The 26,723-nt window shown below is 69.9% G+C and carries 29 protein-coding genes; all 29 read left to right on the top strand.

Features of this window, described 5'->3' with window-relative positions:
- Positions 1-132: 132 nt before the first annotated feature.
- The 29 genes from ACIBK6_RS36370 to ACIBK6_RS36230 all read left to right on the top strand — a co-directional run bounded on the left by ACIBK6_RS36370 (position 133) and on the right by ACIBK6_RS36230 (position 26,304).
- Entirely contained in the window at positions 133-1,407 is a 1,275-nt protein-coding gene (locus ACIBK6_RS36370) for a TfuA-like protein (protein ID WP_399056795.1), read from the top strand.
- The gene (locus ACIBK6_RS36365; protein ID WP_399056793.1) at positions 1,397-2,539 is read left to right on the top strand and encodes a YcaO-like family protein; all 1,143 of its coding nucleotides are present in this window, start codon (positions 1,397-1,399) and stop codon (positions 2,537-2,539) included. The genes ACIBK6_RS36370 and ACIBK6_RS36365 overlap by 11 nt, the downstream gene beginning before the upstream one ends.
- Positions 2,536-3,318: a class I SAM-dependent methyltransferase gene (locus tag ACIBK6_RS36360; protein WP_399056791.1), complete on the top strand. Its 783-nt coding sequence runs from the start codon at positions 2,536-2,538 to the stop codon at positions 3,316-3,318. The genes ACIBK6_RS36365 and ACIBK6_RS36360 overlap by 4 nt, the downstream gene beginning before the upstream one ends.
- A 45-nt stretch (positions 3,319-3,363) precedes the next feature.
- Positions 3,364-4,371, top strand: a complete 1,008-nt coding sequence (locus ACIBK6_RS36355) for an NAD(P)H-dependent glycerol-3-phosphate dehydrogenase (RefSeq protein WP_399056789.1) — start codon at positions 3,364-3,366, stop codon at positions 4,369-4,371.
- 138 nt (positions 4,372-4,509) lie between these two features.
- Positions 4,510-4,809 (top strand): hypothetical protein, encoded by a 300-nt coding sequence (locus tag ACIBK6_RS36350; RefSeq protein WP_399056788.1) that lies wholly within the window; start codon positions 4,510-4,512, stop codon positions 4,807-4,809.
- Positions 4,806-5,078, top strand: coding sequence for a hypothetical protein (locus ACIBK6_RS36345; RefSeq protein WP_399056786.1), 273 nt, complete (start codon positions 4,806-4,808; stop codon positions 5,076-5,078). Before ACIBK6_RS36350 ends, ACIBK6_RS36345 begins: the two co-directional genes overlap by 4 nt.
- 392 nt (positions 5,079-5,470) lie before the next feature.
- Positions 5,471-5,818, top strand: coding sequence for a hypothetical protein (locus ACIBK6_RS36340; protein WP_399056784.1), 348 nt, complete (start codon positions 5,471-5,473; stop codon positions 5,816-5,818).
- 303 nt (positions 5,819-6,121) lie between these two features.
- On the top strand, positions 6,122-6,730 hold the full coding sequence (locus ACIBK6_RS36335) for a hypothetical protein (protein WP_399056782.1): 609 nt from the start codon (positions 6,122-6,124) through the stop codon (positions 6,728-6,730).
- Positions 6,724-7,566, top strand: a complete 843-nt coding sequence (locus ACIBK6_RS36330) for an ATP/GTP-binding protein (RefSeq protein WP_399056781.1) — start codon at positions 6,724-6,726, stop codon at positions 7,564-7,566. The genes ACIBK6_RS36335 and ACIBK6_RS36330 overlap by 7 nt, the downstream gene beginning before the upstream one ends.
- A 144-nt stretch (positions 7,567-7,710) precedes the next feature.
- The gene (locus tag ACIBK6_RS36325) at positions 7,711-8,292 is read left to right on the top strand and encodes an SAF domain-containing protein (RefSeq protein ID WP_399056779.1); all 582 of its coding nucleotides are present in this window, start codon (positions 7,711-7,713) and stop codon (positions 8,290-8,292) included.
- Entirely contained in the window at positions 8,292-9,167 is an 876-nt protein-coding gene (locus tag ACIBK6_RS36320; protein WP_399056777.1) for a hypothetical protein, read from the top strand. Before ACIBK6_RS36325 ends, ACIBK6_RS36320 begins: the two co-directional genes overlap by 1 nt.
- Positions 9,160-10,713, top strand: coding sequence for a CpaF family protein (locus ACIBK6_RS36315; protein WP_399056775.1), 1,554 nt, complete (start codon positions 9,160-9,162; stop codon positions 10,711-10,713). Before ACIBK6_RS36320 ends, ACIBK6_RS36315 begins: the two co-directional genes overlap by 8 nt.
- A gap of 64 nt (positions 10,714-10,777) precedes the next feature.
- The gene (locus ACIBK6_RS36310) at positions 10,778-11,758 is read left to right on the top strand and encodes a type II secretion system F family protein (RefSeq protein WP_399056773.1); all 981 of its coding nucleotides are present in this window, start codon (positions 10,778-10,780) and stop codon (positions 11,756-11,758) included.
- The gene (locus ACIBK6_RS36305) at positions 11,755-12,651 is read left to right on the top strand and encodes a type II secretion system F family protein (protein WP_399056771.1); all 897 of its coding nucleotides are present in this window, start codon (positions 11,755-11,757) and stop codon (positions 12,649-12,651) included. Before ACIBK6_RS36310 ends, ACIBK6_RS36305 begins: the two co-directional genes overlap by 4 nt.
- Before the next feature lie 14 nt (positions 12,652-12,665).
- The gene (locus ACIBK6_RS36300) at positions 12,666-12,854 is read left to right on the top strand and encodes an LPXTG cell wall anchor domain-containing protein (protein WP_399056769.1); all 189 of its coding nucleotides are present in this window, start codon (positions 12,666-12,668) and stop codon (positions 12,852-12,854) included.
- 45 nt (positions 12,855-12,899) lie between these two features.
- Positions 12,900-13,316, top strand: a complete 417-nt coding sequence (locus ACIBK6_RS36295; RefSeq protein ID WP_399056767.1) for a TadE family protein — start codon at positions 12,900-12,902, stop codon at positions 13,314-13,316.
- The gene (locus ACIBK6_RS36290) at positions 13,313-13,783 is read left to right on the top strand and encodes a TadE/TadG family type IV pilus assembly protein (RefSeq protein WP_399056765.1); all 471 of its coding nucleotides are present in this window, start codon (positions 13,313-13,315) and stop codon (positions 13,781-13,783) included. The genes ACIBK6_RS36295 and ACIBK6_RS36290 overlap by 4 nt, the downstream gene beginning before the upstream one ends.
- Positions 13,780-14,244: a TadE/TadG family type IV pilus assembly protein gene (locus tag ACIBK6_RS36285; RefSeq protein WP_399056764.1), complete on the top strand. Its 465-nt coding sequence runs from the start codon at positions 13,780-13,782 to the stop codon at positions 14,242-14,244. Before ACIBK6_RS36290 ends, ACIBK6_RS36285 begins: the two co-directional genes overlap by 4 nt.
- A gap of 5 nt (positions 14,245-14,249) precedes the next feature.
- Positions 14,250-17,771 (top strand): hypothetical protein, encoded by a 3,522-nt coding sequence (locus tag ACIBK6_RS36280; RefSeq protein ID WP_399056762.1) that lies wholly within the window; start codon positions 14,250-14,252, stop codon positions 17,769-17,771.
- Between the two features lie 975 nt (positions 17,772-18,746).
- Positions 18,747-19,778, top strand: coding sequence for a DUF6292 family protein (locus tag ACIBK6_RS36275; protein ID WP_399056760.1), 1,032 nt, complete (start codon positions 18,747-18,749; stop codon positions 19,776-19,778).
- Positions 19,779-20,071: 293 nt separating this feature from the next.
- On the top strand, positions 20,072-21,046 hold the full coding sequence (locus ACIBK6_RS36270) for a hypothetical protein (protein WP_399056758.1): 975 nt from the start codon (positions 20,072-20,074) through the stop codon (positions 21,044-21,046).
- A 436-nt stretch (positions 21,047-21,482) separates the two neighbouring features.
- Complete coding sequence (locus ACIBK6_RS36265) at positions 21,483-22,145, top strand: hypothetical protein (RefSeq protein ID WP_399056756.1); 663 nt, start codon at positions 21,483-21,485, stop codon at positions 22,143-22,145.
- Positions 22,146-22,200: 55 nt separating this feature from the next.
- Positions 22,201-22,779: a hypothetical protein gene (locus ACIBK6_RS36260; RefSeq protein WP_399056755.1), complete on the top strand. Its 579-nt coding sequence runs from the start codon at positions 22,201-22,203 to the stop codon at positions 22,777-22,779.
- Complete coding sequence (locus tag ACIBK6_RS36255; RefSeq protein WP_399056753.1) at positions 22,776-23,216, top strand: hypothetical protein; 441 nt, start codon at positions 22,776-22,778, stop codon at positions 23,214-23,216. Before ACIBK6_RS36260 ends, ACIBK6_RS36255 begins: the two co-directional genes overlap by 4 nt.
- A gap of 594 nt (positions 23,217-23,810) precedes the next feature.
- Positions 23,811-24,197: a DUF3846 domain-containing protein gene (locus ACIBK6_RS36250; RefSeq protein WP_399056751.1), complete on the top strand. Its 387-nt coding sequence runs from the start codon at positions 23,811-23,813 to the stop codon at positions 24,195-24,197.
- A gap of 63 nt (positions 24,198-24,260) precedes the next feature.
- On the top strand, positions 24,261-24,479 hold the full coding sequence (locus ACIBK6_RS36245) for a hypothetical protein (RefSeq protein ID WP_399056749.1): 219 nt from the start codon (positions 24,261-24,263) through the stop codon (positions 24,477-24,479).
- A gap of 41 nt (positions 24,480-24,520) precedes the next feature.
- Positions 24,521-24,757, top strand: a complete 237-nt coding sequence (locus tag ACIBK6_RS36240; RefSeq protein ID WP_399056748.1) for a hypothetical protein — start codon at positions 24,521-24,523, stop codon at positions 24,755-24,757.
- A 91-nt stretch (positions 24,758-24,848) separates the two neighbouring features.
- Positions 24,849-25,358, top strand: coding sequence for a DUF6573 family protein (locus ACIBK6_RS36235; protein WP_399056746.1), 510 nt, complete (start codon positions 24,849-24,851; stop codon positions 25,356-25,358).
- A gap of 73 nt (positions 25,359-25,431) precedes the next feature.
- Positions 25,432-26,304, top strand: a complete 873-nt coding sequence (locus ACIBK6_RS36230; RefSeq protein WP_399056744.1) for a hypothetical protein — start codon at positions 25,432-25,434, stop codon at positions 26,302-26,304.
- The last annotated feature ends 419 nt before the right edge of the window (positions 26,305-26,723 follow it).

Genomic DNA, 26,723 nt, shown 5'->3' with positions numbered 1-26,723 from the left:
CGCCGCCCCCCCCCCGCCCGCCCCCCGGCCCCCCGCCCCCCCCCCCCCCCCCCCCCCCCCCCCCCCCCCCCCCCCCCCCCCCCCCCCCCCCCCCCCCCCCCCCCCCCCACGGCCACGTCTGTGGAGGTGTTCATGATTCACGTCTACGTAGGGCCGACCCTGGACCGCGGGGAGCCGCTGCTCGCCGTCCCCCGGGTCCGTGTGCTGCCGCCGATGCGCCACGGTGACCTGTTCGACCTCGCGGTCCGCACCGGGGACACGGTGGTCCTCATCGACGGGATGTACCACCAGGTCGCGGCGGTGCGGCACAAGGAGCTCCTGGCCGTGATGGACCGGGGCGTGCGCGTCATCGGTGCCGCCTCGATTGGCGCGCTGCGCGCGGCCGAGCTGAGCGGGTGCGGGATGACCGGGGTCGGCGCGGTCTTCCGCGCCTATCTGGGCGGCGACCTCGACGGTGATGACGAGGTTGCGGTCGGGCAGCAACCGGACGGCAGCTGGCGGTCGTTGACCTGGCCGCTGGTCAACCTCCGCCGTGTCCTGGCCGTCGCCGAGCACGACGGGATCGTGTTGCCGCACATCGCGGCGGGGCTGCTGGCCGCGTTCCGGGAGGTGTACTACCCGCACCGGACCCTGCCCGCCGTCCTGGCGGTCTCCCGCCGCAACGACGCCCACACATTCGCTGCCTGGTTCCAGAAGCGGCTCGCGGCCGATCCGCATTTCGGTGACGTCAAGCGGGCCGACGCCCTCGAAGCCCTGCTGCTCGCGCTGACCACCACCTACGCGCCGCAGACCGCTCCGGTGGCACCGCGGTGCTGGGACACCGGCTACTACCGTCGCTGGGTCAACCACTTCGCCACTGAGTGCGTGGCCGGTGTGCCGATCGTGACGGCCCGGCGCGTGGCCTACCAGCAGCTTTTCGATCCCGGCTTCCGCGCCGTCTGGCGTGCCTGGCTCGGCCACCTCTCCGAACATCCCGGCGACGGAACCCCCGGGATGCCCTTGACCGCGCGCCTAGCAGAGCTGACCAGGCCGCACGGCCGCCAGATCCCCCCACACGCACTCTTCCGGCCCGTCCCCGACCTGAGCGACCCGGACACCGTGGCCCGCCTGCTGGCCCACGAGACCGCCGCCGACCGGACGGCCATCACCCGGTACGCGGCCTGCAACGACACGGCCCGCCGGACACAGCCGGGCTTCTGCCCCGAAGCGCTCGATGACCGGGTGACCGGCCGCGCCCTGCAGCGCCTGTGGCACTGCCCCGGCCCCCAGGACTTGGAAGACGAGGCCGCGGCCCGCGGCTTTCACTCCAGCACCCACGCGGCCGGTGAACTCAAGCACTTCATGACGGGACTCCTCCACGACCAGGAGCAGCACCTGTCCAACCAGGAGTTGACCGATGCCCAGTGAACCCATCTATCTCGACGGGACGGTCCGCGCCCGTGTGCCCCACGAAACGTGGGCCGCTCTCGTCCCGCTGCTGCCCCGCTACGGCATCACCCGGGTAGCCCGGCTGACCGGCCTCGACTACCTGGGCATGCCGGTGTGGACGGCGATCCGCCCCACGTCGCAGACCCTGACGGCAACCCAGGGCAAGGGCGCCAGCGACGACCTGGCCAAGATCTCCGCCGTCATGGAAGGGATCGAGCTGTGGCATGCCGAACAGCCGCTGCGCACCGTGCTGCGAGCCCCGGCTGCCGATCTCGACCTGCCGTATCCCCTGGCCGCCCTGCCGCTCAAAACGACGACGCCTGGAGTGGAGGAGCTGCAGCTCGACTGGGTCGCCGGCACCGGAGTCCTGAGCAAACGCCACACACTGGTGCCGCTCGGCCTGGTCCAGCGCGCAGCGGCACGCCCCATGTGGGAGCCGGACCTGTTCCACACCAGCAGCACCGGCCTGGCCTGCGGCAACGCCCGGGACGAGGCGCTGCTGCACGCCATGTACGAAGTCATCGAACGCGATGCCCTGTTCACCGACCAGCTGGCCGAAGGTGCGGGCCGGACCCTGATCGATCCCGCGACCGTCACTGACCCGTACTGCCGCCGCCTGCTGCTCCAACTGCTGGGCGCCGGCGTCGCGGTGGAGCTGGTGTCCGTGGACAACGGCTACGACATCCCGGTCTGCCTGGCCTACCTGTGGTCCGAGGACTACCCGGTCACCTTCGCCGGAACCGGCTGCCACAGCGAACCCCACATCGCGCTCTCCCGCGCCATCACCGAAGCCGCCCAATCCCGCCTGACCTGCATCGCCGGCACCCGCGACGACCTCCCCTCCCACGAAGCCGCCTTCGACGCCGTACTCCCCGCCCGGCCGTACAACTCCCTGGGCCCGTACGTGCCGTGGAGCATCGTGGCCAACGGACGGACAGGCTGGCACGCGACCCTCGCCGAGCAGGCCATGGCCATCGCCGGACGCATCCAGAAGGTGACCGGCTACGAGCCGATCTGCCTGGACCTGTCCGACCCGGCCGAGCCCCTCTCCGCGCTGAAGGTCATCTGCCCCGCAGCACGGTCACGGACCACCAGGTCGGTACCCCGATGAACACCGCGCAGAATGAACAGCTCCGCGACGGATACGACGCCTTCCACCGCGCCCGCGCCCGCAGCACATGCGTGGCGCGCCTGTACGCCGAAGCCATGGGCGACGCCTACCCCGTCGAAGTAGCCCCGCACAGCTCCTGCGACTGGCCCCTCCTGGGCACCCTGGCCAGCCAACTACGCCTCAACCCCGGCGAACTGCTGGTCGATGCCGGGTGCGGCACCGGGGGAGTGGGCCTCTGGCTCGCCCGCTCACTCTCCGCCAGCCTGCTCGGGATCGACATCTCACCGGTTGCGGTAGACCTCGCCGACGCCCGCCGCGCGGCGTTCGTAGCCCCGGAGCGAGCCACCTTCCGCGTCGCCACGCTGGCCGCGACCGGCCTGCCCGACGCCCACGCCCACGGACTCGTCTGCATCGACGCCCTCGGCAACGCCCCAGACCGCACCGCAGCCCTGGGCGAACTCCACCGCATCCTGCGCCCCGGCGGCCGCGCCATCATCACCCGCGCCGTGCGCCGCACCCCCCACCCCCTGGTGCTCGACCAGGAAGAAGCCGCAGGCTTCGCTGTCGAGCACATCGGTGAGCGGCCCGGTGAACCCGCCATGTGGGCACGCCTGTACCGCCTGTGGATCGCTCACGAAGCCGACCTGCGCCGCGAACTAGGCAACGACCAGGCGCAGAACATGCTCAACGAGGCGAACCGCATGCTCCCCCGCCTCGCCGGGCGTCGCTCACTCGTCCTGACCCTGCGCCGCCAACCCGACCCGACCGCGCCCCAATAGGCTCCAACACTCAGTTCCCGATGCCGAAGTAGAAGAGGAAGCTCGATGAAGATCGCCGTACTGTCGGCCGGGTCGTGGGGGACGGCCTTCGCGGCGGTCCTGGCCGACGCCGCCGGCAACGACGTCATGCTGCACGCCCGCCGCGACGAGATCGCTGACGCGATCAACAACGGCCACGAGAACCCCGCCTACCTGCCCGGGATCGCGCTGCCGACGACGCTGCGCGCCACCACCGACCCCGCCAAGGCCCTTGCCGGGGCCGACTTCATGGTGGTGTCCATCCCGGCCCAGTCGCTGCGCGACAACCTCACCCAGTGGGCACCGCTGATCGAACGGCAGACGGTCGTGGTCAGCCTGATGAAAGGCATCGAGACCCACAGCGGCCTGCGCATGTCCGAGGTCATCACCGAGGTGACCCGGGTACCCGCAGACCGGGTCGCTGTCGTCTCCGGCCCGAACCTGGCCCGCGAGATCGCCGAGAAGCAACCCGCCGCCTCCGTCATCGCCAGCACCGACGAGACGGTGGCGAAGACCCTGCAACAGGCGTGCATGACGCCGTACTTCCGCCCCTACACCAACACCGACGTCATCGGCTGCGAACTCGGCGGCGCCGTCAAGAACGTCATCGCGCTCGCCGTCGGCCTGGCCGGCGGCATGGGGCTGGGCGACAACGCCACCGCCCTCCTCATGACCCGGGGCCTCGCCGAAACCGCTCGCCTCGGCGTCATTCTTGGTGCCGACCCGCTCACCTTCTCCGGCTTGGCCGGCGTCGGCGACCTCATCACCACCTGCTCATCGCGGCTCTCTCGTAATCGCACCTTCGGCGAACACCTCGGGCGGGGCATGTCGGTGGAGGAAGCCGCTGCCGCCACCAAGCAGACTGCTGAAGGCGTCAAGTCGTCCGCCGCGCTGCTCGCCCTGGCCCACCAGCACCAGGTGGAGATGCCGATTACCCAGGTCGTTGTTGACGTCATCCAGGGACGCATCAGCGTCACCGCGGCAGCCGATCGTCTGATGGCTCGCGTCCCCAAGCCCGAACGCTACCGCCCGTGAACTGTGTACTGGTCGGCCAGAACGGGGCAGCCCCGGGCCTTGTCTCACGGTCCTTTCGGGGCGTGCGGATTTCTCAGGGCCGTACCGCCAGCGGGTGGTAGACGAGTAGCGTCGAGTACGAGCGACGAGGAGGTCACCGTGACCGCAGCACAGCATGACCACCCGGCCCGGCCCGGTTTCACCCCGCCCATGGACACTTTCGCCGAACTGCGCGAGGCACTGTCGACGTGGGGCTTCCCCGGTGACCGCGACGCGTTCGAGAAGGAGCTGGACGCGACCGGTCTGGACGACCTCACCAAGGTGCGCGAGATCACCCAGGCGTACCGGCACCGCGTCCTGCTGCGGTACGACCCCCAGGGAATGGCCGCGCTCGCCCGCCCGACCGATGACGTCGAGGCCGAGCTCCGCCGCAAGATGGCCGAGGCCGACGCCCGGTGAGCCGCGCGTTCTACTCCGACGCCGCCGACAAGGCCTGCCGCGAGCTGTCGCGGAGCGAGCAAGCCGCCGTCGAGTCCGTGCGCCGCGCGCTTGAAGACGACCCCGACCCCCTACACGCCCGCGGCCTTCCCGACGCCGACCCGCGCAGCGAGTCCTACGTCGTCGAGCTGCTGCCCGAGCAGACCGGCGGCCGAGGAATCTCCGTCGTCTATCGCTATTCGCAGGATCTCGACGCCGCGCTGATCCTCTGGCTGATCGCCGGTCCCTGACCCCTGGGATGACGGGGCGGCAGGCAGCCGTACTGGCGCCGGGAGCTCACCGGGGAACTCTGGGTGGTCCTGGAACTGCCGAGCAGGGTCCCGCAGCCAGTCGATGCACTCTCGTGCCACGTTCCTGTTGTGGTCGAGCCACAAGCACAGTCGCGTTGTGGGCTCGCCGAGCGCCAGGTTGTCGACCGGCTGCCTGGTCCTCCTCGAACCCTCGCTCGCTTGACCCCGTCTGCGCCCAGAAGGGTAAGCGGTGCCACCGCGAGGGGTCGCGCATCGCCATCACGCTCGTTATGCGGAGTATGAGTACAAGTGATGTCCGAGAGCTGGCGGAGAGCACCCTGGTAGAGGAGTTCCGGCGGCGGCTGGTGGCGGACCCGAGGCAGGCTCTGACCATGGTGGAGGACCTCGTGCTCGCCCTGCACGCGGAGGCCATGAATGCCACGAACTACGTACTCGGCTCCGGAGTGACCTGGCGGGAGATCGGCAGAGCGTTGGCGCTGGTCGATGACGCCGGAATTCTGCTCCGCCAGGCCGCCGCGCTGCTCCTGGGGCTGCCCGCAGCCGATCGCGCAGCGGAACAGGCAATGGTTGACCAGGCTCTCGCAGAGTACGAGGAGCAGGAGGATGACGGAGTCGGGGAGTGGCTAGCCGAGTCAGGGGACCGGGAAGCAGACATTTGGGCAGCCGCTGTTGATCAGTTCCGGCGCGGGACACAACCAGGTTCTGTGGCGACCGGCTGACCGCTTACCACGGCGGATACAGGACCGAGTGGGCGCGGGGGACACTGACGCGACCGGTGCCGGTCACGGCGTCGGACCGGCGAACTGGTGAGCTGTCCTGTGACTCGGGAGTGCGCACTTGCGGCGTTTTCAAGCCAGTCCGTGCTCTGAAGTGGCTTAACAGGCTGTGTTGTTGACTGTTCCTTGCGTAACGTAGGTGGCTGGGGACATTGCCTGTGGCAAATGGTCCGCGGGACCGTGGCCACATCGTGGCCGAAACCGCGCAGCCCAGCAGGCGACAGCAACCAGGTACGGGGAGAAGCTGTGGAAGAACAATCCGCTCAGGCAGTACTCCGGCCCCGGGTGTGGGCTGGCAACCGGCTCGCGCTTCTTGCCCTTGCTGCGACAGTGCTGGCTGCCACCGCTGGCTGCGGCTCCGGTAATGACGCGAAGTCCCCGACGCCCAGCGCGAGCACGCCGACGGCCGCGCCCAGCAAGGCCGCCCAGGATCCGGCTGAGGCCGCCAAGAGCGAGGCGATCGGCACCTATCAGTCGTACTGGCAGGAGATGCAGCGGGCCTACGCCAAGGCCAGCGTGGATGGTACGGACATCAAGAAGTACGCGGCGGCCGCAGCCCTGCGTCAGGCTGAAGTCGACACTCAGCGCATGCACAAGGACGGGCAAGTCGTCACGGGGCAGGTCGTTGTGGGCAGCCCGACCGTCACACAGGCTGACTTCAGCAAGAAGGTGCCGAACGCCACGGTCTCCAGCTGTCTGGACATCTCGCAGTGGAAGGTCGTGGAGGGAGCGACGGGCAAACCCGTATCCCTGCCGGACGATCGGCGCCTCAAGTACGTCATCGTCGGGACGATCGAGAAGTGGCCGGACGGCTGGAAGGTCATCAAGGACGAGCCGCAGGATAAGCCATGCTGAAGCACCGGCTCGCCGCCGTGGTGCTCGCCCTCATGGCGACCACTGTGGCCGCTCCAGCAGACGCCGACAATGAACCCACCACCACACACAAAGACTGCGGCCCCTTCTTCTGCGTCGGGTCGAAATCTGAAGGCAAGGCCGGGGGTAAGGGCCGCTCCCCGGAATCCGACGACAAGGGCCAGACGGCTGCCAGCAGCAAGCCTGAGCAACCTCAGTGCACCATCCAGCTGTCCGACCCCCAGCCGGACAAGTCCAGCCAGTTCTGGGAGGGGCACACTGATGGTGCGATTTACGAGAAGGTGTGCCCGACCGGCGGTCTGATCTGGTTCTGGGCTCCTACTCCGCCGGCCGCGGTTCAGGTCGACCCGGCGGTCTTGGCGCAACAGGCCGTGGACAAGATGCTGCTCCGTGGCCCGCAGGTCGGGATCACGCCGAAGCCCGGAGGTAAGGGCGTGGTTGGCATGCCGGTCTATCTGTGGACGGCGACCGGTGCGGAGACGTACGGCCCGAACACCGCGTCGGCTTCGGCGGGCGGTGTGACCGTCACGGCGACCGCGAAGGTGTCGAAGATCGTGTGGTCGATGGGCGATGGCCAGTCCGTCACCTGCACGACGGCCGGTACCCCGTACCAGGCGGAGTTCGGTAAGCAGCCGTCGCCGGACTGCGGTTACCGCTACAGCCAGCCGTCCTCGACCCAGTCCTCGGGGAAGTATCACGTGACCGCGACGTCGACCTGGGCCATCGACTGGACCGGGGGCGGGCAGACCGGTCAGCTCACCGAGACCCGTTCGAGCGCTGTGGACGTCACCGTCGCCGAGGTCCAGGTCCTCAACTAGCGCACACGTTTTTTGAGTTCGAGAGAGGCACGTCCCCGCATGGATTCCCCCGCCGCTCCGCCGGTGCCACGCCCGTCCAGTCCTGTCCGTACCGAGCTACCCATCACTACGACGGCTCCGGTCAAGCGGGAGCGGCGCTGGTCGGTGGCCGCACTGTGCATCGTCCTGGCCGTGCTGGCAGGCCTCGGCGCGGCTGCCGCCGTCTCCTCGGCCGGTGACCGCGTGAAGGTGCTGGCGATCGCCCGTGATGTACCGGCCGGGCAGTCGATCACGGACTCGGACCTGATCGTGGCAGAGGTCTCTGCCGACGCTGCCCTGGCCCCGATGCCCGCCGCCGACCGCTCCTCCGTCGTCGGCAAGCGGCCGGCGGTCGACCTGCGCAAGGGCGGGCTGCTCACCGCCTCCCAGCTCGGCGCCGGTTCGGGGCTGGGCGACAACCAGCAGCAGGTCGGTGTCCAGATCAAGCCCGGCCAGGCCCCCTCCGGAACGCTGGCCCCCGGCGACAAAGTCCTCGCGGTGACGACCCCGGGCCAGGGTGACCAGGCCGGCGGCAAGGCCGAAGCGCCGCCGCAGACCACCCCCGCCACGGTGGTGAGCGTCAGTCGGCCCGACGCCTCGGGTACCGTCGTAATCAACCTGGCCGTCCAGACCACCGACGGGCCGCTGCTGGCAGCCCGTGCCTCGACCGGCCACCTCGCTCTCGTGCGCCAGCCGCGGAGCAACTGATGCCGGTCACCGCTCTCGTCTCCGCGAAGTCCGCCGGCGTCACCACCAGCGCGCTCGCCCTCACCCTCGCCTCGGGCCGCCCCACCACCCTCGCCGAGTGCGACCCGGCCGGCGGCACCATCAGGGCGGGCTTCCTGCAGAACCAGGTGAGTGCCGGATACGGCCTCTACCACCTGGCCAAGGCCGAACGCGTCGGCCCGGACGCGCTGGCCAACGCGTTCGCCTCCCACCTGTGGCCGCTGGACGGCGACGGTCACCGCCAGCTCCTGCCGGGGCTGACCGACCCGGCGCAAGCCCCCGCGCTGGGGCGGACCTGGCCGTCCCTCGCGCAGATCATGCGGGTGCTCAGCGACCAGGCCGGACAGGACGTGTTCATCGACGCGGGCCGTCTGGCCCTGGAGAACGGCCGACTCCATCCCACCCTCACCCCGGCGCCGCTGCTGCATCAGGCCGACCTGGTGCTGCTCGTGGTCCGTGGCACCGAGCAGTCCCTCACCCTGGCCCGCTACCTCGTCGAGCCCCTGATCAGCGAGCTCGCCGAACACGGCACCGGCCCGGACGCCCTGGGCCTGCTGCTCATCGAGTCCGGACCCTTCCGTGCGCACCAGGTCGCCGAGTCCCTGAAAGTCCCCGTGCTGGCCGCGCTGCCGTTCGACGCGGAGAGCGCTGGCTACCTGACCCAGGGCGGGCAGCCTCCCCGTACCTACAAGCGCAGCCCGTTGCTGCAGCATGCCCGTACGGCGGCGGCCCAGCTCGAAGCGGTCGCGGCACGCCGGCAGATCCAGCAGCAGTACCCGCCGCAGCCCGCCACCGCCCAACTGGCCGGTGTGCTGGAGCGGTTGAACCGCCGACGGCAGGGGGGCGGGCGTGGCTGACACCCAGCAGCGCCCGGGTGCGGGCGGCCCGGTACCGATGGGCCGTGACGAGCTGGCCGGACTCCTGGCCAGCAGGCTGGCGCCCGCCGGCATCCCCGAACCGGCCGCTCCCGCGCCTACTGCACCCCCGGCGGTTGCGCTGGCCGCGGGGCCGTCCGCCGTGCCGCGGCTGGTGGACCTGCCGGGCGAACTCCCGGTGGACTACGCGGACATCGAGGACCTGCAGGCAGCCGTCTCCAAGCAGCTGAGCGAGGCCGACCCGAACCGCCTGATGGAGGAGAGCGACCGCCGCGCCCAGGCCCGCTCGCTGGTCACCCAGGCGGTCGCCGCCTACGCGACGCTGCACGCCCACGGCAACACCCCGCTGACCGCCGAGCAGGAACGGCTGATCGGCAACGCCGTCTTCGACGCCATGTTCCGCGGCGGGCGCCTGCAGTCCCTGCTGGATGAGGACGGCGTCGAGGACGTCATGGTCGACGGCCTGACCGCCCACGTGGAGTACTACCACCGGCCCCGGCGCACCGTGGAGAGGGTCGCCGACTCCCACGAAGAACTCGTGGCATGGGTCAACCGCATGGCCCGCCTGTCCGGGCACGGGGAGCGGGCGCTCACCCAGGCCACCCCGATGGTCGGCTTCCGCATGCCCGATGGGTCCCGCGTCACTGCGTCGACTCTCACCACCCGGCCGTCCGTCATCATCCGCAAGCACCGGGTCCGCGATGCCGGCCTTCGTGAACTCGTCCAGTGGGGCACCCTCAACGAGCTGCTCCAGGTGTTCCTCACGTCCTGCGTGCAGGCCCGGATGAACATCCTGGTCGTCGGCGACATGGGATCCGGCAAGACCACCATGGTCCGCGGCCTGGGCCGCGAGATCCCGGAGGACGAGCGGCTGGTGACCCTCGAATCCGACCGCGAGCTCTACCTGGACGAACCCGGTGCCGGCCAACCGGGCCCGCTCACCTTCGCGTTCGAGGCCCGCCAGTCCAACGGCGAGCGCCAGGGCGACAAGCTGGCCGGGGAGATCAGCATCGCCGACATGTTCCCGACCGCGCTGCGCTACAACGCGAGCCGGGTCATCGTGGGTGAGGTCCGCAGCACGGAGGTGCTGCCCATGCTGCAGGCGATGTCCGCGGGCGGCTCGGGCTCCATGTGCACGCTGCACGTGCGCCGCCCGCACGCGATCATCAGCCGCCTGGTCCAGCTGTGCACCGAGGCCGGCATGGCGACCGAGGCCGCCCATCACCTCATCGCCGCCTCCATCGACGTCGTCGTCTACATCACCTACCTCAACGAGTCGGGCCGGGGCGGGCGCAAGCACCGCTTCGTCTCCCACATCTACGAAGTCCACGACACGGTGGGGGAGGGCGGCCGGCCCGTCACCACCGAACTGTTCGCCCCCCTTCCCGGCGAGCCGAGGGCGGTTTACCAGAACATGCCGACGTTCATCGACGACCTGGAGAACACCGGGCTCTTCAAGCGGGAGTGGCTGATGGACAACCCCACGAAGTACTGGGGCCCGCCCCTGCAGACGGTGAGCCGACGGTGATCACATCCGGATTCGCCTGCCGTGACCGGGCCCTGCCCGCCGACACACCTACCGGGGGGACCTGGTGACGACTGCTCAGCTTGCTCTGGTCGCGGCCTGCTGCGCCGTGCTCGCCCTGCTCGGCGCTGTTGCCGCGGTGCGCGAGCTGCGCGGCCGCGTCCCCGACCCGTTCAAACCGCCCTCCCGTATGACCGGCCGGATCCGCAGGGCGAGATCAGAGCTGCCGGAAAACTGGCAGCACCGATGGCAGCACCTGGTCACCACGTCCATCGTCGTGGGCCTGGCCGTGTGGGCGTGGACCGGCTGGCCGGTGCACGGCCTGCTCGCCGGAGCCGCCGTGTTCGCTCTGCCCTTCATCCTCAACCCCGGCACCGCAGCCCAGCAGCGCATCGAGCGCCTGGAGGCGGTAGCCCAGTGGCTCAACCATCTGGCCGGCGTCCACACCGCGGGCATCAGCCTGCCCCAGACCATCCAAGCTACCGCGAAGAGCGCCCCCGCACCGATCGCCTCCCAGGTACGCGCCTTGGCCGGCCGGCTGCGCGCCGGGGCAGAAGCCCAGGACGCTTTCGCTCTGTTCGCGGACGAACTGGCCGACAGCGTCGTCGACCATGTCGTCCTGCTGTTCCAGTCACACGCCGTCTACAAGGGCGAAGGCCTCTCCGACGCCCTGGAGGCGCTGGCGGTGACCATCCATCAGCAGGCTGCCGATGCCCGGGATGTAGAGGCCGACCGCGCCAAGGTCCGCAAGTCGAGCCGCATCGTGTCGGTGGTGATCTGCATCGTGGTCGTCGGCTGCATGCTCAACCAGGCCTGGTCGGGCTGGTATCAGTCGCCGGTCGGGCAGGTTGTCCTGGCCGTCCTCGGCGGGATCTTCGCCTGGACGCTGTCGTGGCTGCGGCGCATCGCCCGTACTCAGCCTGACCCGCGCCTCCTCGACCCCCTGCCCCCCGCACCCACCTCGTCCACTCCTCGGCTGCAGCCGGCGGCCGGGCCTGGCATGCCGCAGGCACCCGTTGTTCCTTCCACGGCGGGAGACAGGCGATGATCCCGCTGACCGCTGTAGTGCCGGCGGCCGCGGCCGGCGCGCTGATCGGGCTCGCGGTGAAAGCCGCCTGGCCCGCCAGGCCCGACCTCACCGCGGTCCTGGACCGCCTGGATGCCGCCAAGGCGCCCGCCCCGCTGACCGCCACCGCGCAGTCCGCATCCAGCAGCTCCCTGGCGGAGAAGGTCGGCGACAGGCTCCTGTCCGAACTGGGCGGCCGCCTGACCCTGCCCATGAAAGACCTGGCTCTGCTGCGCAAGTCCCCGGCCGAACACCTCGGCAAGCGAGCTCTGTTCGCGCTCGGCGGGCTACTGGTGCCCCAGTTGTTCCAGGCCCTGATGGCCGCGGCCGGAACCCCCTTCCCGTACGTCATCCCCGTGTTCCTCTCGCTGGGGCTTGCCGCGTTGTTCTGGGTGTGGCCGGGCGTGGAGCTGCGCCGCGAGGCGGCTGCCACCCGCTTGGTCGTCCGCCACGCCGTCGCCTCCTACCTGGAACGCGTCGCCCTGGCCCGGATCGCGAACTCGGGCGCCGCTCAGGCCCTGACCCGGACGGCCGAGGTCGGCGACGGCTGGATCTTCGCGCGGATGCGGCAGGTCTTCGCCCAGGCCGACCTGTCCGGCGTCACCGTGTGGGACGCCCTGAAAGAACTCGGCGAAGAACTCGACATCCCCGAACTGACCCGCCCCGCAGACACCCTGGCCCTGGCCGGAGAAGGCGCCGCTGTCTACACCACCCTGCAGGCCCAGGCCCGGCAACTGCGCATCGCGCTGCTGTCTGACTCCAAGGCCCAGGCCAATGCCGCGAGCGCCGCGATGATCCTGCCCGTCACCTTCGGCGTCATCTTGATGCTCACCTTCGTGATGATCCCCATCACGATCACCATCCTCGGCAGCTGAACAGGAGCACCACCATGGACATCGAGGTCCTCACCGCATGGATCCGCACCCGCTACACGCAACTGAAGACGGCCAAGGACGCCGGGCAGACCTCCACCGAACTCGCCGTGATCGCCGGGGCCTTGCTGCTCGGCGCGGGCCTGCTGGTCGTGGCGATCCGCACCAAGCTGCTGGAGAAGATCGGCATCATCAACGGCGGCTGAGCCGCCCGCGACGAGAACACCAGGGAAACTGAGGAGGGGAGTGGTGTGAGAACCCGCGCACGCATCCGCCGCTGGCTGCGCGCCCGTCTCACCACGGGCGATCGGGGGTTTGGCAGCGTCGAATTCGCGATCCTGGCCGTCGTCGTCCTCATGCTCGTCTTCACCGCCCTGCAGGTCGGCCTGTACTACCACGCCCGGAAAGTCGCCCAGTCCGCCGCCCGCCAGGGCGTGGAGGCCGGCCGACAGCTCGGCGCGGGCCCCGGCGACGGCGTCACCCAGGCCCAGGACTTCCTGGCCCGGTTTGGCAACAGCGTCCAAGGCGCGAGCGTCTCCTCCGCCGGCAGCACCGCCACCCAGATCCGGATCACTGTGCACGGCACCGTGGCCACCCTCGTCCCCGGCCTCCACCTGGACGTCACCCAATACGCCGATGCCCCGACCGAAGTCTGGACGGCCCCGTGACCCCCGTTGCCCCGCAGAGGCCTCTCCTGACCCGGGCCCTGCGCGCAGCCCGAGAAGACCGGGGCAGCTATGCCGTGGAGACTGCGGTGCTGGCCCCCGTCGTCATCGCCTTGCTACTCCTGATGATCGCGTTTGGCCGGGTCGTCGACGCCGACGGTGCGGTCGACTCCGCCGCCCGTGCGGCAGCCCGAGCAGCTTCGCTTGAACGCGACGCCGCCAGTGCCCAAGCCCAAGCGCAGGCAGCGGCCGACCGGAGCCTGAGCGGCGACGGTGTCACCTGCCGCGTCTCGACGGTCAACGTCGACACTGCGGGCTATGCCCAACAGGTCGGCGTGGACGCGACGGTGACCGCGACGATCTCCTGTATCGCGAATCTGTCCGATATCGGGCTGCCGGGCCTGCCCGGATCCAAGACGCTTAGCTCGTCCTGGACGAGCCCGCTCGACACGTACAGGGGCCGCAAATGATCAACAGGCTGGTCTGGTCCGTACGCCGCCGCCACGCAGCGCTTAACGAGTGCGGCCGGGACCGCGGTTCGATGTCGGTGTTCTTCGCCCTGGCCGCCCTCGCCATCCTCATGGTCCTGGGACTTCTCGTCGATGGAGGCGGTGCTTTGAACGCGGCGAACCGTTCCACCTCCCTGGCTCAGGAAGCCGCCCGCACGGCCGGCCAGCAACTCGACGCCTCCAAGGCTGTCGAGGGCACCGCCATCACCGTCGACCCCAACGCCGCTGCCGGCGCCGCCCGCGACTACCTCGCCGCCCGCAACGTGTCCGGGGACGTCAGCGTCAGCGACGACGGCCGCACCCTCAACGTCACCGTCCACACCACCTACACGACGTTCTTCGCCCAGCTGGTGGGTAAGTCCACGATCAACGTGACCGGCACCGCCCACGCTCATCTGCAGACCCAAGCCGCTGGAGGCTGACCGCGATGGCACGCACAACCCCCGCCCTGCTGCGCATGATCGGCAGACTCCTGGGCGCCGTGGCCTGCCTGGCCATCCTCCTCGCCCTCACCGCCGGCGTCCCCCTCCTGCTCCTGAAGATCGGCCACCAGCCCGGCGAACTCACCGGCGGCTGGCACCTGCTCACCCAACAGGACGACGGCTCACTGCTCCTGGTCGCCATCACCCTGATCGGCTGGGCCGCCTGGGCCGCGTTCACCTACTCGGCGCTCCTGGACATCGTCGCCCGAGTCCGCGGCCGCTCTGTACGGCATATCAGGGGCCTGGGCGGACTGCAGTCGCTGGCCGGGTTCCTGATCGGCTCGATCGTGCTGCTCGCGCCGACCGCGGCTTCCGCTGCCACCCCAACATCGGCCGTCGCTGCGACCGCGTCCCACACCGCCGGTACGGCGAGCCCGAGCCCGCCGGCCAGCGCAAGCCCGGCCGTCGCCGGCAAGGAAGCCAACTGGCCCACCCACACGGTGTCCTCGGCCACCGAAGCCCCCTGGGACCTGGCCGTCACCTACCTCGGCGACGGCCAGCGCTGGAAGGACATCGCCGCCCTCAACCCGGACGTGCCGCACATCTCGGCAGGAGACCAGTACCTGCCGAAGGGCGCGGTCATCAAGCTTCCCGCCGACGCCCGCACCACCGCCCCCGCGACCAGCGCGGGCGCCACCCCGACATCCACGCCGCACACCGCTGCCGCCGAGCACCAGGACGAGAAGGCCACCGGCACCCAAGCGAGCCACCCGGCCGCCGAAGCCTCCGAGCACACCGTCCAGGGCGGCGAGAACCTCTCGCTGATCGCCGGAAAGACGTACGGCGACCCGGACAAATGGACCGAGATCTTCGAGGCCAACAAGGGCGAAGCACAGCCCGGCGGCCACCACTTCACCGACCCCGACCTCATCTACCCGGGACAGCGCCTCGCCCTCCCGCACGCGGGCACTCCCCCCACACCACCCGCACACGCTGACGGGACCGGCCAGCACCCCACCACTCCACCGGCCACCGACCACACCACACCGCCCAAGCAGGACGACAAGACCCCGGACACCGGCACCCCGGACCAGGCCCCCGGGACGGATACCGGGAAGGACCATCCCCAACAGCCGACAGCCTCGACCAGCCCGACACCAGCAGCCCCTGCCCAGAGCGGAGCCCCGGCTCCGCGCATCTCCGCCCCGGCGCCCACGGTCCAGAACAACACCCCCACACCCCAGCTGCCCGTCTCTGTCCCGCAGGCGACAGACGAAACGTCCGTGCCAGTCACCGCCGTGGCAGCGGGAGTCGGCCTCATGGCCGCAGCTCTCATCGCGACCGTCACGCTCCGCCGCCGCGTGCAACAGCGACGGCTGCGCCCTGGACGACGCATCCCCATGCCCCAGGGCCGCGCCGCCGACACCGAATACAGCCTGCGCGTCTACCAGCACCCCACCGGGTTCGACCTGCTGGACGGCGCGCTGCGCACCCTCGCCCTCAACCTGGCCGCTGCCGGGCGCGCCCTGCCGGTCATCGAAGCCGTGGTGCTCCATGAGGCCCGCGTCGAACTTCACCTTGCCCAGGACACCGTGCCCATGAAGCCGTTCACCGCGGCAGCCGGACGACAGGACCTGTGGACCTGCTCGGCCTCCCACGCCTCCCTGGCCGACGACGAACCCCGGGCACAGACCCAGGCTCCCTACCCCGCGCTCGTCTCCCTCGGCTGGGACACCCAAGGCCACCTCGTCCTCGTCGACCTGGAACACATCGGCGTCCTCCAACTCACAGGTGACCCGGCGCTGTCCCGGCACGTCCTGCAGGCCATCGCCGTCGAGCTTGCCAACACCCCGCTGCCCGGCCACCTGGAACTGTCCCTCCTCGGCAACACCGCACCCGGACTCGAAGACGCCGTACCCGAACGGGCGGCCCGCACGGCGGAACTCGCCGCGGCCGCCGACGAGCTGGCGCTGCACACCCAAGACCAGCGCGGCGCCCTCGTCGCGCTGGGCACCGATTCGCTCCGCGAGGCCCGGCTTCGCGAAGACGGCGGCGGATCCTGGACTCCGCACATCGTGCTCGCTGACCAGCCCACGCCCGGCGCCGACATCGACCATCTGCTCGAACTGCTCGCCGGCGAGCCCCGCACGGCGGCCGCCGTCATCACCACCCTCGCACCAACAGCCGATGCGACGGCCGGTGCTGTGGAGGGCGGCGCCTGGACGCTGGCCTGCCAGGACAAGGAGGCGATGGTCGTTCTGCCAGGCTCGGGTCTGCCGATCAGGTTGCAGGCCCTGGGGGATGAGCACTTCAGCGACTCCATCGAGATCCTCACGCTGGCGTCCAGTACTGCCGACGTTGCACCCGCACCAGGCACCTACGCCGACCTCGACGAAGAATCCAAGGAACCGGACGACTACCCCGGCGACGTCGACGAGGTAGTCGAGAGCCAAGCCGATGAAGACGACGCAGATGAAGAAGCCGGTGAAGCCGAAGGCGAGGACGGGCTTCCTGCCGAGTACGCCGACCCACTCGATGAGACCTCCGATGACGAACACCGAGCGGGCAAGGAGGACGGCGACGGGGAAGAGGGGAGCACCGGGCTCTCACTCGAAGACGTTCTTGCCGGCCGCGACACCCCAGCGGACCCCGCAAAAACCACGCCGACCGCGAGCGTGCCGTGCGCGACACCCACGCGGGCCATACACGCCAGCGTCCCCGCCCCAGCCCTGACGCCAGACCGTACGACGAACCCCGAAGACACAACCGCGGCAGACGACGGGCCGGCCGTGCTCCTCCTTGGCCCGCTCAAGGTCGAAGGCACGGCCAAGCGCGTCGACTCCAATCGCATGAGCCGCAGCGTCGAACTAGCTGCCTTCCTTGCTCTGAACCCCGGAGCCGACCGCCACGCCCTCGACTATGCCCTGTGGCCGACCAAGTACCGCGACCCCAACCGCCGCGACCAGGCCGTCTCCCGCACCCGGTCCTGGCTGGGCAAGGAGCACTTCCCCCGCATCAGCAAGACCGGCGATGCCCGATACCGCCTCGGTCCCCGCGTCACCTGCGACTGGGTCCGTTTCCAGGACCTTGCCCGCATCGGCCACGCCGACCACACCGAGGACGGCAACCTTGCCCTGCGCCGTGCCCTTGCCCTCGTCCGCGGCCGGCCCTTTGCCGCCACCGACCCCGCCCGGTACGAGTGGGCCGTACCCGTCATCGAGGACATGATTTCAGCGATCGGCCATGCCGCCGCCGAACTCTCCACGCGCTGCCGGGAAGCAGGCGACATCACCGGAGCGCTGTGGGCCGCACGCCGGGGGCTGCTCGCAGCTGCGGACAACGAACTGCTCCACCGCCAGATCTTCCTTGCCCACCACGCCGCAGGCGACATTGACGCTCTCCGGCAGGCTGCCGCCACCCTCGCCAAGATCAATGAAGGCGAGAGGCCCGGCGACGAACTCGACATGGAGACGGAGACCGCCAAACTCCTGCACAGCCTGCTGCCCCGCCCCACCGCTACGCGCTGAGGGTCATGCCAGCAGCGTTCTGGCCACGCCTCGGGGGTGGCCACGCGAGGACCACGAGCAGCGTCCTGCCGGCCGGGATGCTCGGGCGGTGGAGCAGGCAAGTTGATCCGGGAGTTGGCTGCACTGGTGATCCACCCGTTCGAGCGGGAGGTGTGCCGGGACCACTGCCGGAGGTTGGAACCCCATTCTCGTGATCTTGAACGTTTCTGCTGGTCAGCCCCACCAGGCAAGGCTGTTCGCGACGCCGACACCTTCTTACACGCGATAGCCGTGGAAGAGGTTGGGTTTCAAAGAGGGGCGGGACGGCAGCTGGCCGCCTCTTGTCTTCCACGCTTTGTTTCAGCCGGTCTTCCTGCATCCCTCCGGCCCGGCGGCAAGAGCAGGGGCGCTTGGCGATCCGCCCCGCGCGCGGGAGTTCGCGGGTCTCCGCGCGCCGCGCCGCGCATCGCAACGCCGACGGTTTTCAGCTAAGCGTGGATGGATCGCGCGTGTGAGCGGCGACGGCATCTGGGAGGCTGGGTGTTGCCCTCGCCGCCCCCCGTCGGCGGGGGCTTTTTTGTGTCCGGGTGCGGGGTGGTGGTGGGTATGCAATGGGCCGGCGCCCAGTCCGCCGGGGCGGGTGGCAAGGGCGCCGGCCAACCGAAAACACACCCGCAGGAGAACAGTTGCCTGTCCGGCTACGCGAGGTTCACATCGGTGAGTGTAGCGCCGGGGCGGGGTCTGGAGGCGGCTTCCTTGCTCGCGGTGTCGTAAGGCGGGTAGGTTTCTTACGTTGGCGTGGTGTGGCAGCGCGCCGGCGCCAGCCTCGTGCCTGTGTAGTCCTGGCCCGTCTGCCGCGGCTGTGGGGCGTGCCTGCCGGATTGGGGGCGGGTTCCGGGGCTGGGCTGTTTCGGCGAGCGGGTGTCTCCCGTCTCGTGTGATCCCCGCCCGGACCGGGGTTCTGTGCCCGGGCCCTGCTGTGTGATGGAGAGTCTGATGATTCGCGCTGGGCGACGTGAGCTTGTACGGACCCGGGAGGACCTGGCCCGCTCTATGGGCATGGCCATGGGCACGTTCCGCAACAAGCAGCCCTACAAGGCCGAGGGGTTTCCTGCGCCGATCAGCTCGAAGGGCGCCAGGGTCTTTTTGTGGGACGGCGAGCAGACTGACGCCTATCTGGCGGGCGAGGAGATCCCTGAGTTGCCCGGGGCGGGGGAGGACCAGGACCTGCTGGACCGCCAGGAGGCTGCTGCCGTCCTCGGGGTGACCCCGCAGACCTGGGACAAGTACAAGACGCACCCGCAGATCGTCCCGCACGCGGTGGTGGTGGGGGGTGTGGAGCACTGGCCGCGGGTTATCGTCCAGTCCTTCAAGGAGGCCCGGGACGCCCCGAAGACGGACGCAGGGGGGCGGCCCAGGGGCAGCGGAGACATGGTCCCGCGCGATGAACTGCCGGTCCGTGTTGCCGAGATGCTGGACGCCGACCCGGCCGTCACCATCGAGCAGGTCACCGACGCCCTCGACATCGCCTTCACCACCGCCAAGCGGAACCTGTTCCAGCTGCGCGGCAAGCGGATCGCCGACCGGCTCCAGGCCGAGCCCGGCCTGACCCCGGAACAGGCCGCGGCCGCCCTGGGCTACACCCCGGCCGTACACAAGGCCGCCCTGGAGGTGGCCGGCTTCGAACTGCGGGCTCGTCAGGTGCAGCCGTACCTGCAGGGCGTCGCCGATGCTCTGGCCGGCCAGGGGCTGGCGCCGGTGCAGACGGTGGAGGTGCGGCGTCTGGGCGAGGAGCACCTGGCCGCCGCCGTCCAGTTGGGAGCCGGCGGGGAAGTGCCGGCGCTGGTGTGGGACGAGCGGTTCGGCTGGCGTACCGCGGTCAGCCGGCGTCATCCCATCGGCAAGGACGCGGCGACGGCGCCCGAGGGAGATGGCATCCGCTACCTCGGCGGCAGCCGGCAACCGGAGGCGGCCGAGCTTGCGGCAGGCCTTGGCGACCAGCGACTTGGCACCAAGCAGCCCCGATAGGTGCGATTCGGGCGTGGCAGTCGCAGTGATGACAACCTGCAATTCCGCGCCGTGCTGTACGGCGTGACCAGAAGCCCGTGCGCCTGCGTGCCTCTGACATGGTGGGACGCACGACCGCTGAGCAGCAGCGTGGGCGTGGGTAGCACGGCTACTACCCGCGGCGGTCAGTCGTGGAAAGTGGCTGCCGGGCGGCGCGAGACAGGAGCAAGATGGGGCAGCAGCGCGGGTTGGCGCCAAGCGCTCTTCCGCGCCCGCCTCTGACGGCTGCTGCGCCCGCAACCCTGGGAGTCTGTGTGAGCATTCCTACAACTCCGCTTACATTCGAGCGACTGGCGTTCGTCCGATATCTCTACGATCAGGGCGTCGGCCAAGCCGGCCAGGCCGAACCCTTTTACGCGACGGCAGTGCTTTCTTTCCACGACGCAGTAGAGCAGTTCCTGAGACTTGCGGCAGACCACACCGGGATTAGCCTCACCAAAGCCGTCACCTTCGCCGGATACTGGAAGGAGTTGGAGCCGGGACTGTCCGGCCCGCTCCCAAGCCGGGGCCCCATGGAGCGGCTGAACGAGGTGCGAGTCAAGTTCAAGCACCATGGCATCGCCCCCTCGAAGAGCGCCATCGAACAGTTTCGAGGGGACACGACAACATTCTTCACCGACGCGGCTCCACTGGTCTTTGGCGTTGATTTCGACAACATCGACATGGTCAGCCTGGTGACCCGCACCGAGACCGCTGCGATCCTGGCCGAAGCGCACGCGGAGGCTCGCTCAGGAGACCTGCCCGCTGCGTTGGCCGGCCTCATGATCGCCTTCACCGAGATGATCGACTACTACAGCATCAAACAGCCAGGCGGCCCGGACTCGCCCTTCAGGTTCGGTCCAACGATCAGGGAACACCGAAACAGGGACACCCGCGACGATGTCGGCCGCCAGATCGAGGAGTTGTCTGCCTGCGCCGTGGAAGTCCAACAGGCCATGAGGATGCTGGCGCTTGGGATTGACTACAACCGCTACGCCCACTTCAAGGTGCTCGCGCCGCCGCTGGCGCACTTCATGGACGGGCACATATCCATGCAAGTTGAGGAGAGCCACCGGCGCTTGACCGAGGCCGACTATCGGTTCAGCCGGAACTTCGTCATCGAAGCCGCCATTGTCGCCGCTCGGGCCGAGGCGGCACTGCAACGCAGGAACGACAGCTGGGCCACGAACGCCTTCACGGACGGTGCTCGGCCGTCAGTCGAATACAGGGATTGGCAAGGCTCGGCCTGATCGTGCTGGTGTGCCGCCGCGGTGACGGTGCGCAGCGCGGCACAGATCCTCTTCCCGGCCTGCCGGGGCGGCGTCGTCCCGCCCCGGCGACGGGCCGCGTGCCCGGTCTCGCTGCGCTCGTCCGGGGCCGAGCGCTGCGCGCTCTCACGCGCTGCGGAATCGGGCATGCGTGAGCGGTCCGCTTCGCTTCCCGCTCCCTCGCTGCGCGCTGCCCTCTTCCTTGCCCTCGGCGCTGCGCGCCTCACGGCCCGCCACCGCGCCGGAACGGCGTCGCCCCGGCAGGCCGAAATGGCCCCGCACCTGCGGAGATTGGCGGTAGAAAAGCCCGCGCGCCACCCCCGGAAGTGATGGAAGTGCGGTAGAGTTCTCTTGTCGGGTTGGTTCGTGGCAGACCCCCCGGCAGCCGAAATCACACACCCAACTCCGGGAGAAGACTGTGCCGTTCGATCTCAGCAACCCCTTTGAGTTCTCCTGCTTCATGACCCTGCACCCCGACTGCCGGACGGAGACGGAGTTCGGGAAGCCGGACACGACCGTCGGCCTGAACGAGCTGGTCGGAAGCCTGGTCACGTACACCACGCTCACGCTCGCCGAGGGTGTCGAGCTGCACCACGACCCGCTCGGCACCGGCCCCGCCAGCCCGGTGGCCGACGCGCTGGCCGCCCAGTACGGCTTTGCGGAGCAGAGCATCTGCGGTGCGGTCTACCTGACCGGGGACAGTGGCGAGAGCGACACGGCGCTCGGCATGGACCCGGACACCTTCTGCGACCTGCACGGTGCCGCGAAGAAGTCTGCGGAGGTGCTGGGGCTGCGGCTGTGGCGCCGGGTCCCCGCCGACGAGCAGGTCAGCGTCCGCTTCGACGACTTGGCCCAGGGCGACACGTACTGGTGTCTGGGCGAGAGCCACCGGTTCATGGGCTTCAAGCCCTTCCCGGCCGGGAGCAAGACCCTGGAGTTCATCCCGGACGCCCGGATCCTGTTCTGTGAGGACGGCTTCCAGATCACGGCGAGCCCCGCCACGTACGAGGAGCGGGCCGACCGGGCTCCGGCCGGGTACTGGCAGCGCACCGGCAACCAGCTCCTGCCCGCCAGCAAGTGATGTACCGTCCGCCGGGCCCGGCAGGGCCCGGCGGGCCTCCTGCAAGGAGCTGGAAATGCGCACCACCGTTGACCACTTCACCACCGCTCGCGAAGCTGCCCTGGCAACCGCGCGCGGACTGGCCCGCACGATCGCCGACACCCTCACCGCGATGTACCCGGGCGCCGCCTACCTCGTCCTGCGCTGGGACCAGGACGACGACGTCCTGTGGCTCCAGAGCATCCGGAATACCACCGGCGTGATCCTGTGCGACTTCGACACCCCCGCCGAACTCCCCGAACTCACGGACACGGACCTGCGGCAGGCATGGGGAGACCTCGACCCGCGCCAGCCCGTGAACCTGCTCGCCCTGATCCGCCTCATGGAAGACACGGGCGGCCGCCTTGACTTCCTGCCGGAGACCGCCGAGCACGAAGACGACCCGCACGAGGGGCCGAGCCTGGTCTGCATCCTCCTGAGCGAGAAGGCCGAACCCGGCCTGTGGGACTGGGGCGGCACGGCCGTCCTGCGCCCCTACAGCGCCCCCGAGCCTCCCGCACTCCGCACGGAAGGAACCCCTCCGCCATGCTCTGTGACCAGCACCGCGCCGATCACCACTTCACCGGTGAAACCTGCCGCTACGCCCGGGACTTGAAGCCCGGCGACCGGGTCTCCGTCCTGGGCGGCTCCGCGTTCGCGGAAGTCCGCACCGTCGTCCCGCACAACGAGCCCGGTTGGGTCTCCGTACTTCTGGACACCTCCTGCGACGGCCCTGCCCTCATCCGCACGGACACCGTCCTGGACGTCCGGCGCCCCGAGCCCGAGCCCGCCGACAGCGACGCCGAGGACGACGGCCCGGACACCGATGTCACGGTCGAACTCACCGTGACCGAGGTGGTCGAGTACAACTTCCCCGTCGGCATGACAGTTCCGGCCCGTATCGCGGCCGATCCCGAGATGCTTCACGAGCATCTCGCCGAGAACGAGGAACTGTGGCTTGACGACCTCGACGTGACAGGCGCCGGAGGAAAGACCTGCATCAGCGTCCATGAACGCACCCTCGACCAGGCATCCCTGGTCGAGACCGCATAACCCCGCCCCTCCCTGGCGCCCGGGAGCCTTCCGCCGGACCTGCCTCCGGCCGCCGGCCACTTGAGCAGTGCGCGCCACGGGACGGCGCTCAGGCGCGCCCCATGCCCCCGGCCGGGCCCTGGGCCAACAAGGAGCAGCACGCGGTGAGATACCGCCGCAGGGCGCAGCCTCTTCCTTTTCGGGGGTCGGGGCGGGGCGCCGCGCCGTGCGTGCCGCGCGGCGGCCCCGGGGCGCTGCGCTTCCCGGGGCCGCCTCACCGCGTGCCCGGTCTCGCTTCGCTCGCTTCGGGCCGAGCGCTGCGCGCTCACGCGCTGCGGAACCAGGCAGACGCTCCGTGCGCTGCGCGCCCTGTCGCTCGCTTCGCGCTGCCTGCTTCCTTGCCCTCGGCGCTGCGCTCCTCGGGGTGGCGACACGCCCCGCACGGTGCCCCGCCCCGACCCCCGAAAACCCCGTCCGAGCTGGGGAAATCCATCGAAGAAACTCGGCGCTCCTCCCATATTCGTGATGAAAGTTGGGTAGAGTTCTTTATGTCGGAAGGGCTTGTGGCAAAGCCCCCGCAACCGAGAACACCCCTGTCCAACAAGGGAGATACCCATGTCCGTACTCGCCGCCGACCCCACCCGCTACGCCCTGCGTGTCGACCCGCACGGCACCTTCCGTCTCCTGAACTGGAACGCCGACAACTCGCCCCGCCACGCGCTGTCCTGCGACACCGCCCGGCCGGTCGACCTCACCACTCAGCTCCTGATGTGGGTGGACGAAGACGCGCTCGCGCTCGGCCACGAGGCGAACACCCCGGCGGCGAACCTGATCGCGCTGTATCTCCCGCGCCCCCTGCCCTACTTCGGGCCGGTCGTCTTCACCGGCTCCACCACCCCCGGCGGGGAACTCCTCGGCCTCACCCAGGACCAAGCCGTTGCGCTGGTCGGCCACTACCTGGACCACGCCCCGACCGGCATGATCCCCCGCCCCCGCCGCTGACCCCACCCACCGGGCCCCGGAACCCGACGGGGCCCACCCCTCCCGACCCGAAAGGGACCCACGATGCACATCACGATCCCGGCCCGCGAACTGCGGCGCGGCGACGCCGTCCCGGCCAGCCCCTACGCCTCCCGCTGGGTCAACACCGTCACCAGTGACGGCGAGTTCCTGTACATCCACTGGCTCGCGACCGGCACCTACACGAAGGCCACGCCCAATCAGCCCATGACCGTGCTCAGTCGGGACAACCTCTCCCCTCTGCCCGGCCCCGACACCCCCTGAACGCCCACGCCCCACCCACCATCCTCGAAAGGGGCACCACCATGACTTCTCCCGCGTGCCAGACCTACACCGTGATCGGGCTGCGCATGGACTGCGACTTCTGCGAAGTCCTGATTGCCGGAGTCCTGCCCGGCCTCGTTGCCGACGACCTGATCTGCCTGGCCACCAGCGAGGACGACTTCACCCGCTGGGCCCAGGAGTTCGATGCCCCCGACGCCGACACGGCCGCCGCCATGGCCTACGAACACTGCCGCAACGACCCCGCCTGGGACGACTGAACCAAGCGCAGCGCCCGGCACCGCTCCCCCCCCACGGCGGGGAGTGGCACCCCGCCCAACCGAAAGCACCCCTTTCAGAAAGGCCCCCATCATGAGCGAGACCCTGATTCCCGGCGCGTCCCACGACGACTTGAGCACCGGCCCGGACGCGATGCGCTGGACTCCGGACACCGACCACCAGGCGGAGGACTGCTCCACGCTGGCCGACCTGTTCGGCGGTCCGATCCACCGGTACACCCGCGCCCAGGCACTCGCGGACGGCGCTCTCGTGGCGGTGCCCGACGGAGTCGCCCGAGAGGCAGGGTTCAGTGTGCCTATCGCGCTCACGGCGGCCGCCTGGGCCGACTGCGTGGCCTGGACCGACGAGGACAACGCCCGCCAGACCTACCAGGACGAGAGCGGCCGTCTCTGGGACGTCCTGTGGATGACCCGCTGGGCCATCGGCCGGAACCTGGGCGGAAACCGCGTCACCGTCGAGCTGGCCCGCGTTCCGCGCGACGGCCGCAGCTCGCGGGCGGCCACCGTCCACCTGGCCGTGGAAATCGGCCCCGACGACCACGGCGCCCCGGTCCTCAAGATCATGCAGCCCGACGAGGACTAACCCACTCCCACACCGGGGCGGGGGAGTGGCACCCCCGCCCCGACCGAAAACCCGCACCGAGAAGGGTCCTTCCATGAAGACGACGCACACCAGCGAGTCCGTCAGCTACCTGTACGTGTCGGCGTGCATCGGCGAGTCCGGCAGTATCACCCCGCTGCCCGAGAGCACTGAGCCCGTCCGCTGGACGGCCGTGTACCGGGACGCTGACGGGGGGTGGCAGCGGTCGGCCGAGGCACGGGCCCGCGAGGAAGCGCAACCCCTTCTGGACGACTTGGCAGCCGCCCTGCCTCCGGCCAACTGGCACGGGAAGCCGGAGGGTTGGCGGACCACAACTGCCCAGACGATCCGGAAGGAGACTCATGATCGGGTCGTCGACGCCATGCGGCGGGAAGCGTTGGACACCATCGAAGCGCTCGGCAGGTTCTTCGCCCCGGTGAGCTGGGAGGAGTCCCACCGGCGGTACTGGAGGCAGGGCGAATGGACCGTCACGGTGTCTGTGCGGGGAACGGACCATGACGCCGTGCGGGAGGCGTACGCGGCCGGCATCAAGGCCAGGCGGGACGAGATCCTCACGGACCCTCGGAACCGCATTCCGCGCGTCTCAGGCTCCGTGCGGACCAGCGCTGACACCCCGGAGAAGGTGCGCAAGGCTTGGCGACTGGACCGGCGGAACGGGACAGCCCCGAAGCCAGCTACCGGCGCCTTCGCACCCGGCAGCTGGGTCACCCTGGAACACCCTGCCTCAGGCGAAACGCTCACCGGGATCGTTACCGAATGGACCTCCACCGGCTCCCGCCTGGGCAGGGGCGAACGGGCTGTGATCCCCTCGAACGGTGACGAACCCATCCCCATGACCCTGCAAGGAACCAAGCCCACCATGGGCCCGTGGCGCGCCACCCGCCAAGAGGAAACATGGACCGTGAAAGCCAGCGCCGTCCACCCCTGAATTACCGTCATGCCCTGTTTAACGGGCAGGATTTTGGCGTAGGATCGGTTGTGTTCCTGGTTTATGGGGTGTGTGGCCGGGTGGAAAGCCCGAAGCTCGGCTCCAGAAAATTGGGCGGGTAGGGGACCTCCACTAAAATCCCCAAAGCTACATGCACTCTCAGCATGATGCAGAAACGAGAGCCCGAGCCCGCTCCTTCCTAGCCAGCCTGGTCCGCGTAGCGGGCCATTGGGGCTTGGAGGCGAAGCCGGAAGGCCCGGACCAGGCAGCGAAGCTGACTGGTCCTCAGGCCGCGCAGCGGCCGCCTGTCTCTTCACAGGCCCGGCGGAGCCAGGCCCGAAGTCCGCAGCGCAGCGGAGGACTTCACCAGCCCGAAGGGCTGGGCGCCCGCGCAGCGGGCGCAACACCCCCGCGGAGCG

Origin of the sequence: Streptomyces sp. NPDC050485, assembly GCF_044458185.1 — a bacterium.
Classification (GTDB): Bacteria; Actinomycetota; Actinomycetes; order Streptomycetales; family Streptomycetaceae; genus Streptomyces.
The sequence above is the reverse complement of the archived record's forward strand: the minus strand, read 5'-3'. Positions and strand labels throughout refer to the sequence as shown.

What these genes read in the sequence shown, in the direction of transcription:
- ACIBK6_RS36370 (WP_399056795.1), top strand. Translation starts at nt 133, where the DNA reads ATGATTCACGTCTACGTAGGGCCGACCCTGGACCGCGGGGAGCCGCTG.
- ACIBK6_RS36365 (WP_399056793.1), top strand. Translation starts at nt 1,397, where the DNA reads ATGCCCAGTGAACCCATCTATCTCGACGGGACGGTCCGCGCCCGTGTG.
- ACIBK6_RS36360 (WP_399056791.1), top strand. Translation starts at nt 2,536, where the DNA reads ATGAACACCGCGCAGAATGAACAGCTCCGCGACGGATACGACGCCTTC.
- ACIBK6_RS36355 (WP_399056789.1), top strand. Translation starts at nt 3,364, where the DNA reads ATGAAGATCGCCGTACTGTCGGCCGGGTCGTGGGGGACGGCCTTCGCG.
- ACIBK6_RS36340 (WP_399056784.1), top strand. Translation starts at nt 5,471, where the DNA reads ATGGTGGAGGACCTCGTGCTCGCCCTGCACGCGGAGGCCATGAATGCC.
- ACIBK6_RS36330 (WP_399056781.1), top strand. Translation starts at nt 6,724, where the DNA reads ATGCTGAAGCACCGGCTCGCCGCCGTGGTGCTCGCCCTCATGGCGACC.
- ACIBK6_RS36320 (WP_399056777.1), top strand. Translation starts at nt 8,292, where the DNA reads ATGCCGGTCACCGCTCTCGTCTCCGCGAAGTCCGCCGGCGTCACCACC.
- ACIBK6_RS36305 (WP_399056771.1), top strand. Translation starts at nt 11,755, where the DNA reads ATGATCCCGCTGACCGCTGTAGTGCCGGCGGCCGCGGCCGGCGCGCTG.
- ACIBK6_RS36300 (WP_399056769.1), top strand. Translation starts at nt 12,666, where the DNA reads ATGGACATCGAGGTCCTCACCGCATGGATCCGCACCCGCTACACGCAA.
- ACIBK6_RS36285 (WP_399056764.1), top strand. Translation starts at nt 13,780, where the DNA reads ATGATCAACAGGCTGGTCTGGTCCGTACGCCGCCGCCACGCAGCGCTT.
- ACIBK6_RS36280 (WP_399056762.1), top strand. Translation starts at nt 14,250, where the DNA reads ATGGCACGCACAACCCCCGCCCTGCTGCGCATGATCGGCAGACTCCTG.
- ACIBK6_RS36275 (WP_399056760.1), top strand. Translation starts at nt 18,747, where the DNA reads ATGATTCGCGCTGGGCGACGTGAGCTTGTACGGACCCGGGAGGACCTG.
- ACIBK6_RS36260 (WP_399056755.1), top strand. Translation starts at nt 22,201, where the DNA reads ATGCGCACCACCGTTGACCACTTCACCACCGCTCGCGAAGCTGCCCTG.
- ACIBK6_RS36250 (WP_399056751.1), top strand. Translation starts at nt 23,811, where the DNA reads ATGTCCGTACTCGCCGCCGACCCCACCCGCTACGCCCTGCGTGTCGAC.
- ACIBK6_RS36245 (WP_399056749.1), top strand. Translation starts at nt 24,261, where the DNA reads ATGCACATCACGATCCCGGCCCGCGAACTGCGGCGCGGCGACGCCGTC.
- ACIBK6_RS36240 (WP_399056748.1), top strand. Translation starts at nt 24,521, where the DNA reads ATGACTTCTCCCGCGTGCCAGACCTACACCGTGATCGGGCTGCGCATG.
- ACIBK6_RS36235 (WP_399056746.1), top strand. Translation starts at nt 24,849, where the DNA reads ATGAGCGAGACCCTGATTCCCGGCGCGTCCCACGACGACTTGAGCACC.
- ACIBK6_RS36230 (WP_399056744.1), top strand. Translation starts at nt 25,432, where the DNA reads ATGAAGACGACGCACACCAGCGAGTCCGTCAGCTACCTGTACGTGTCG.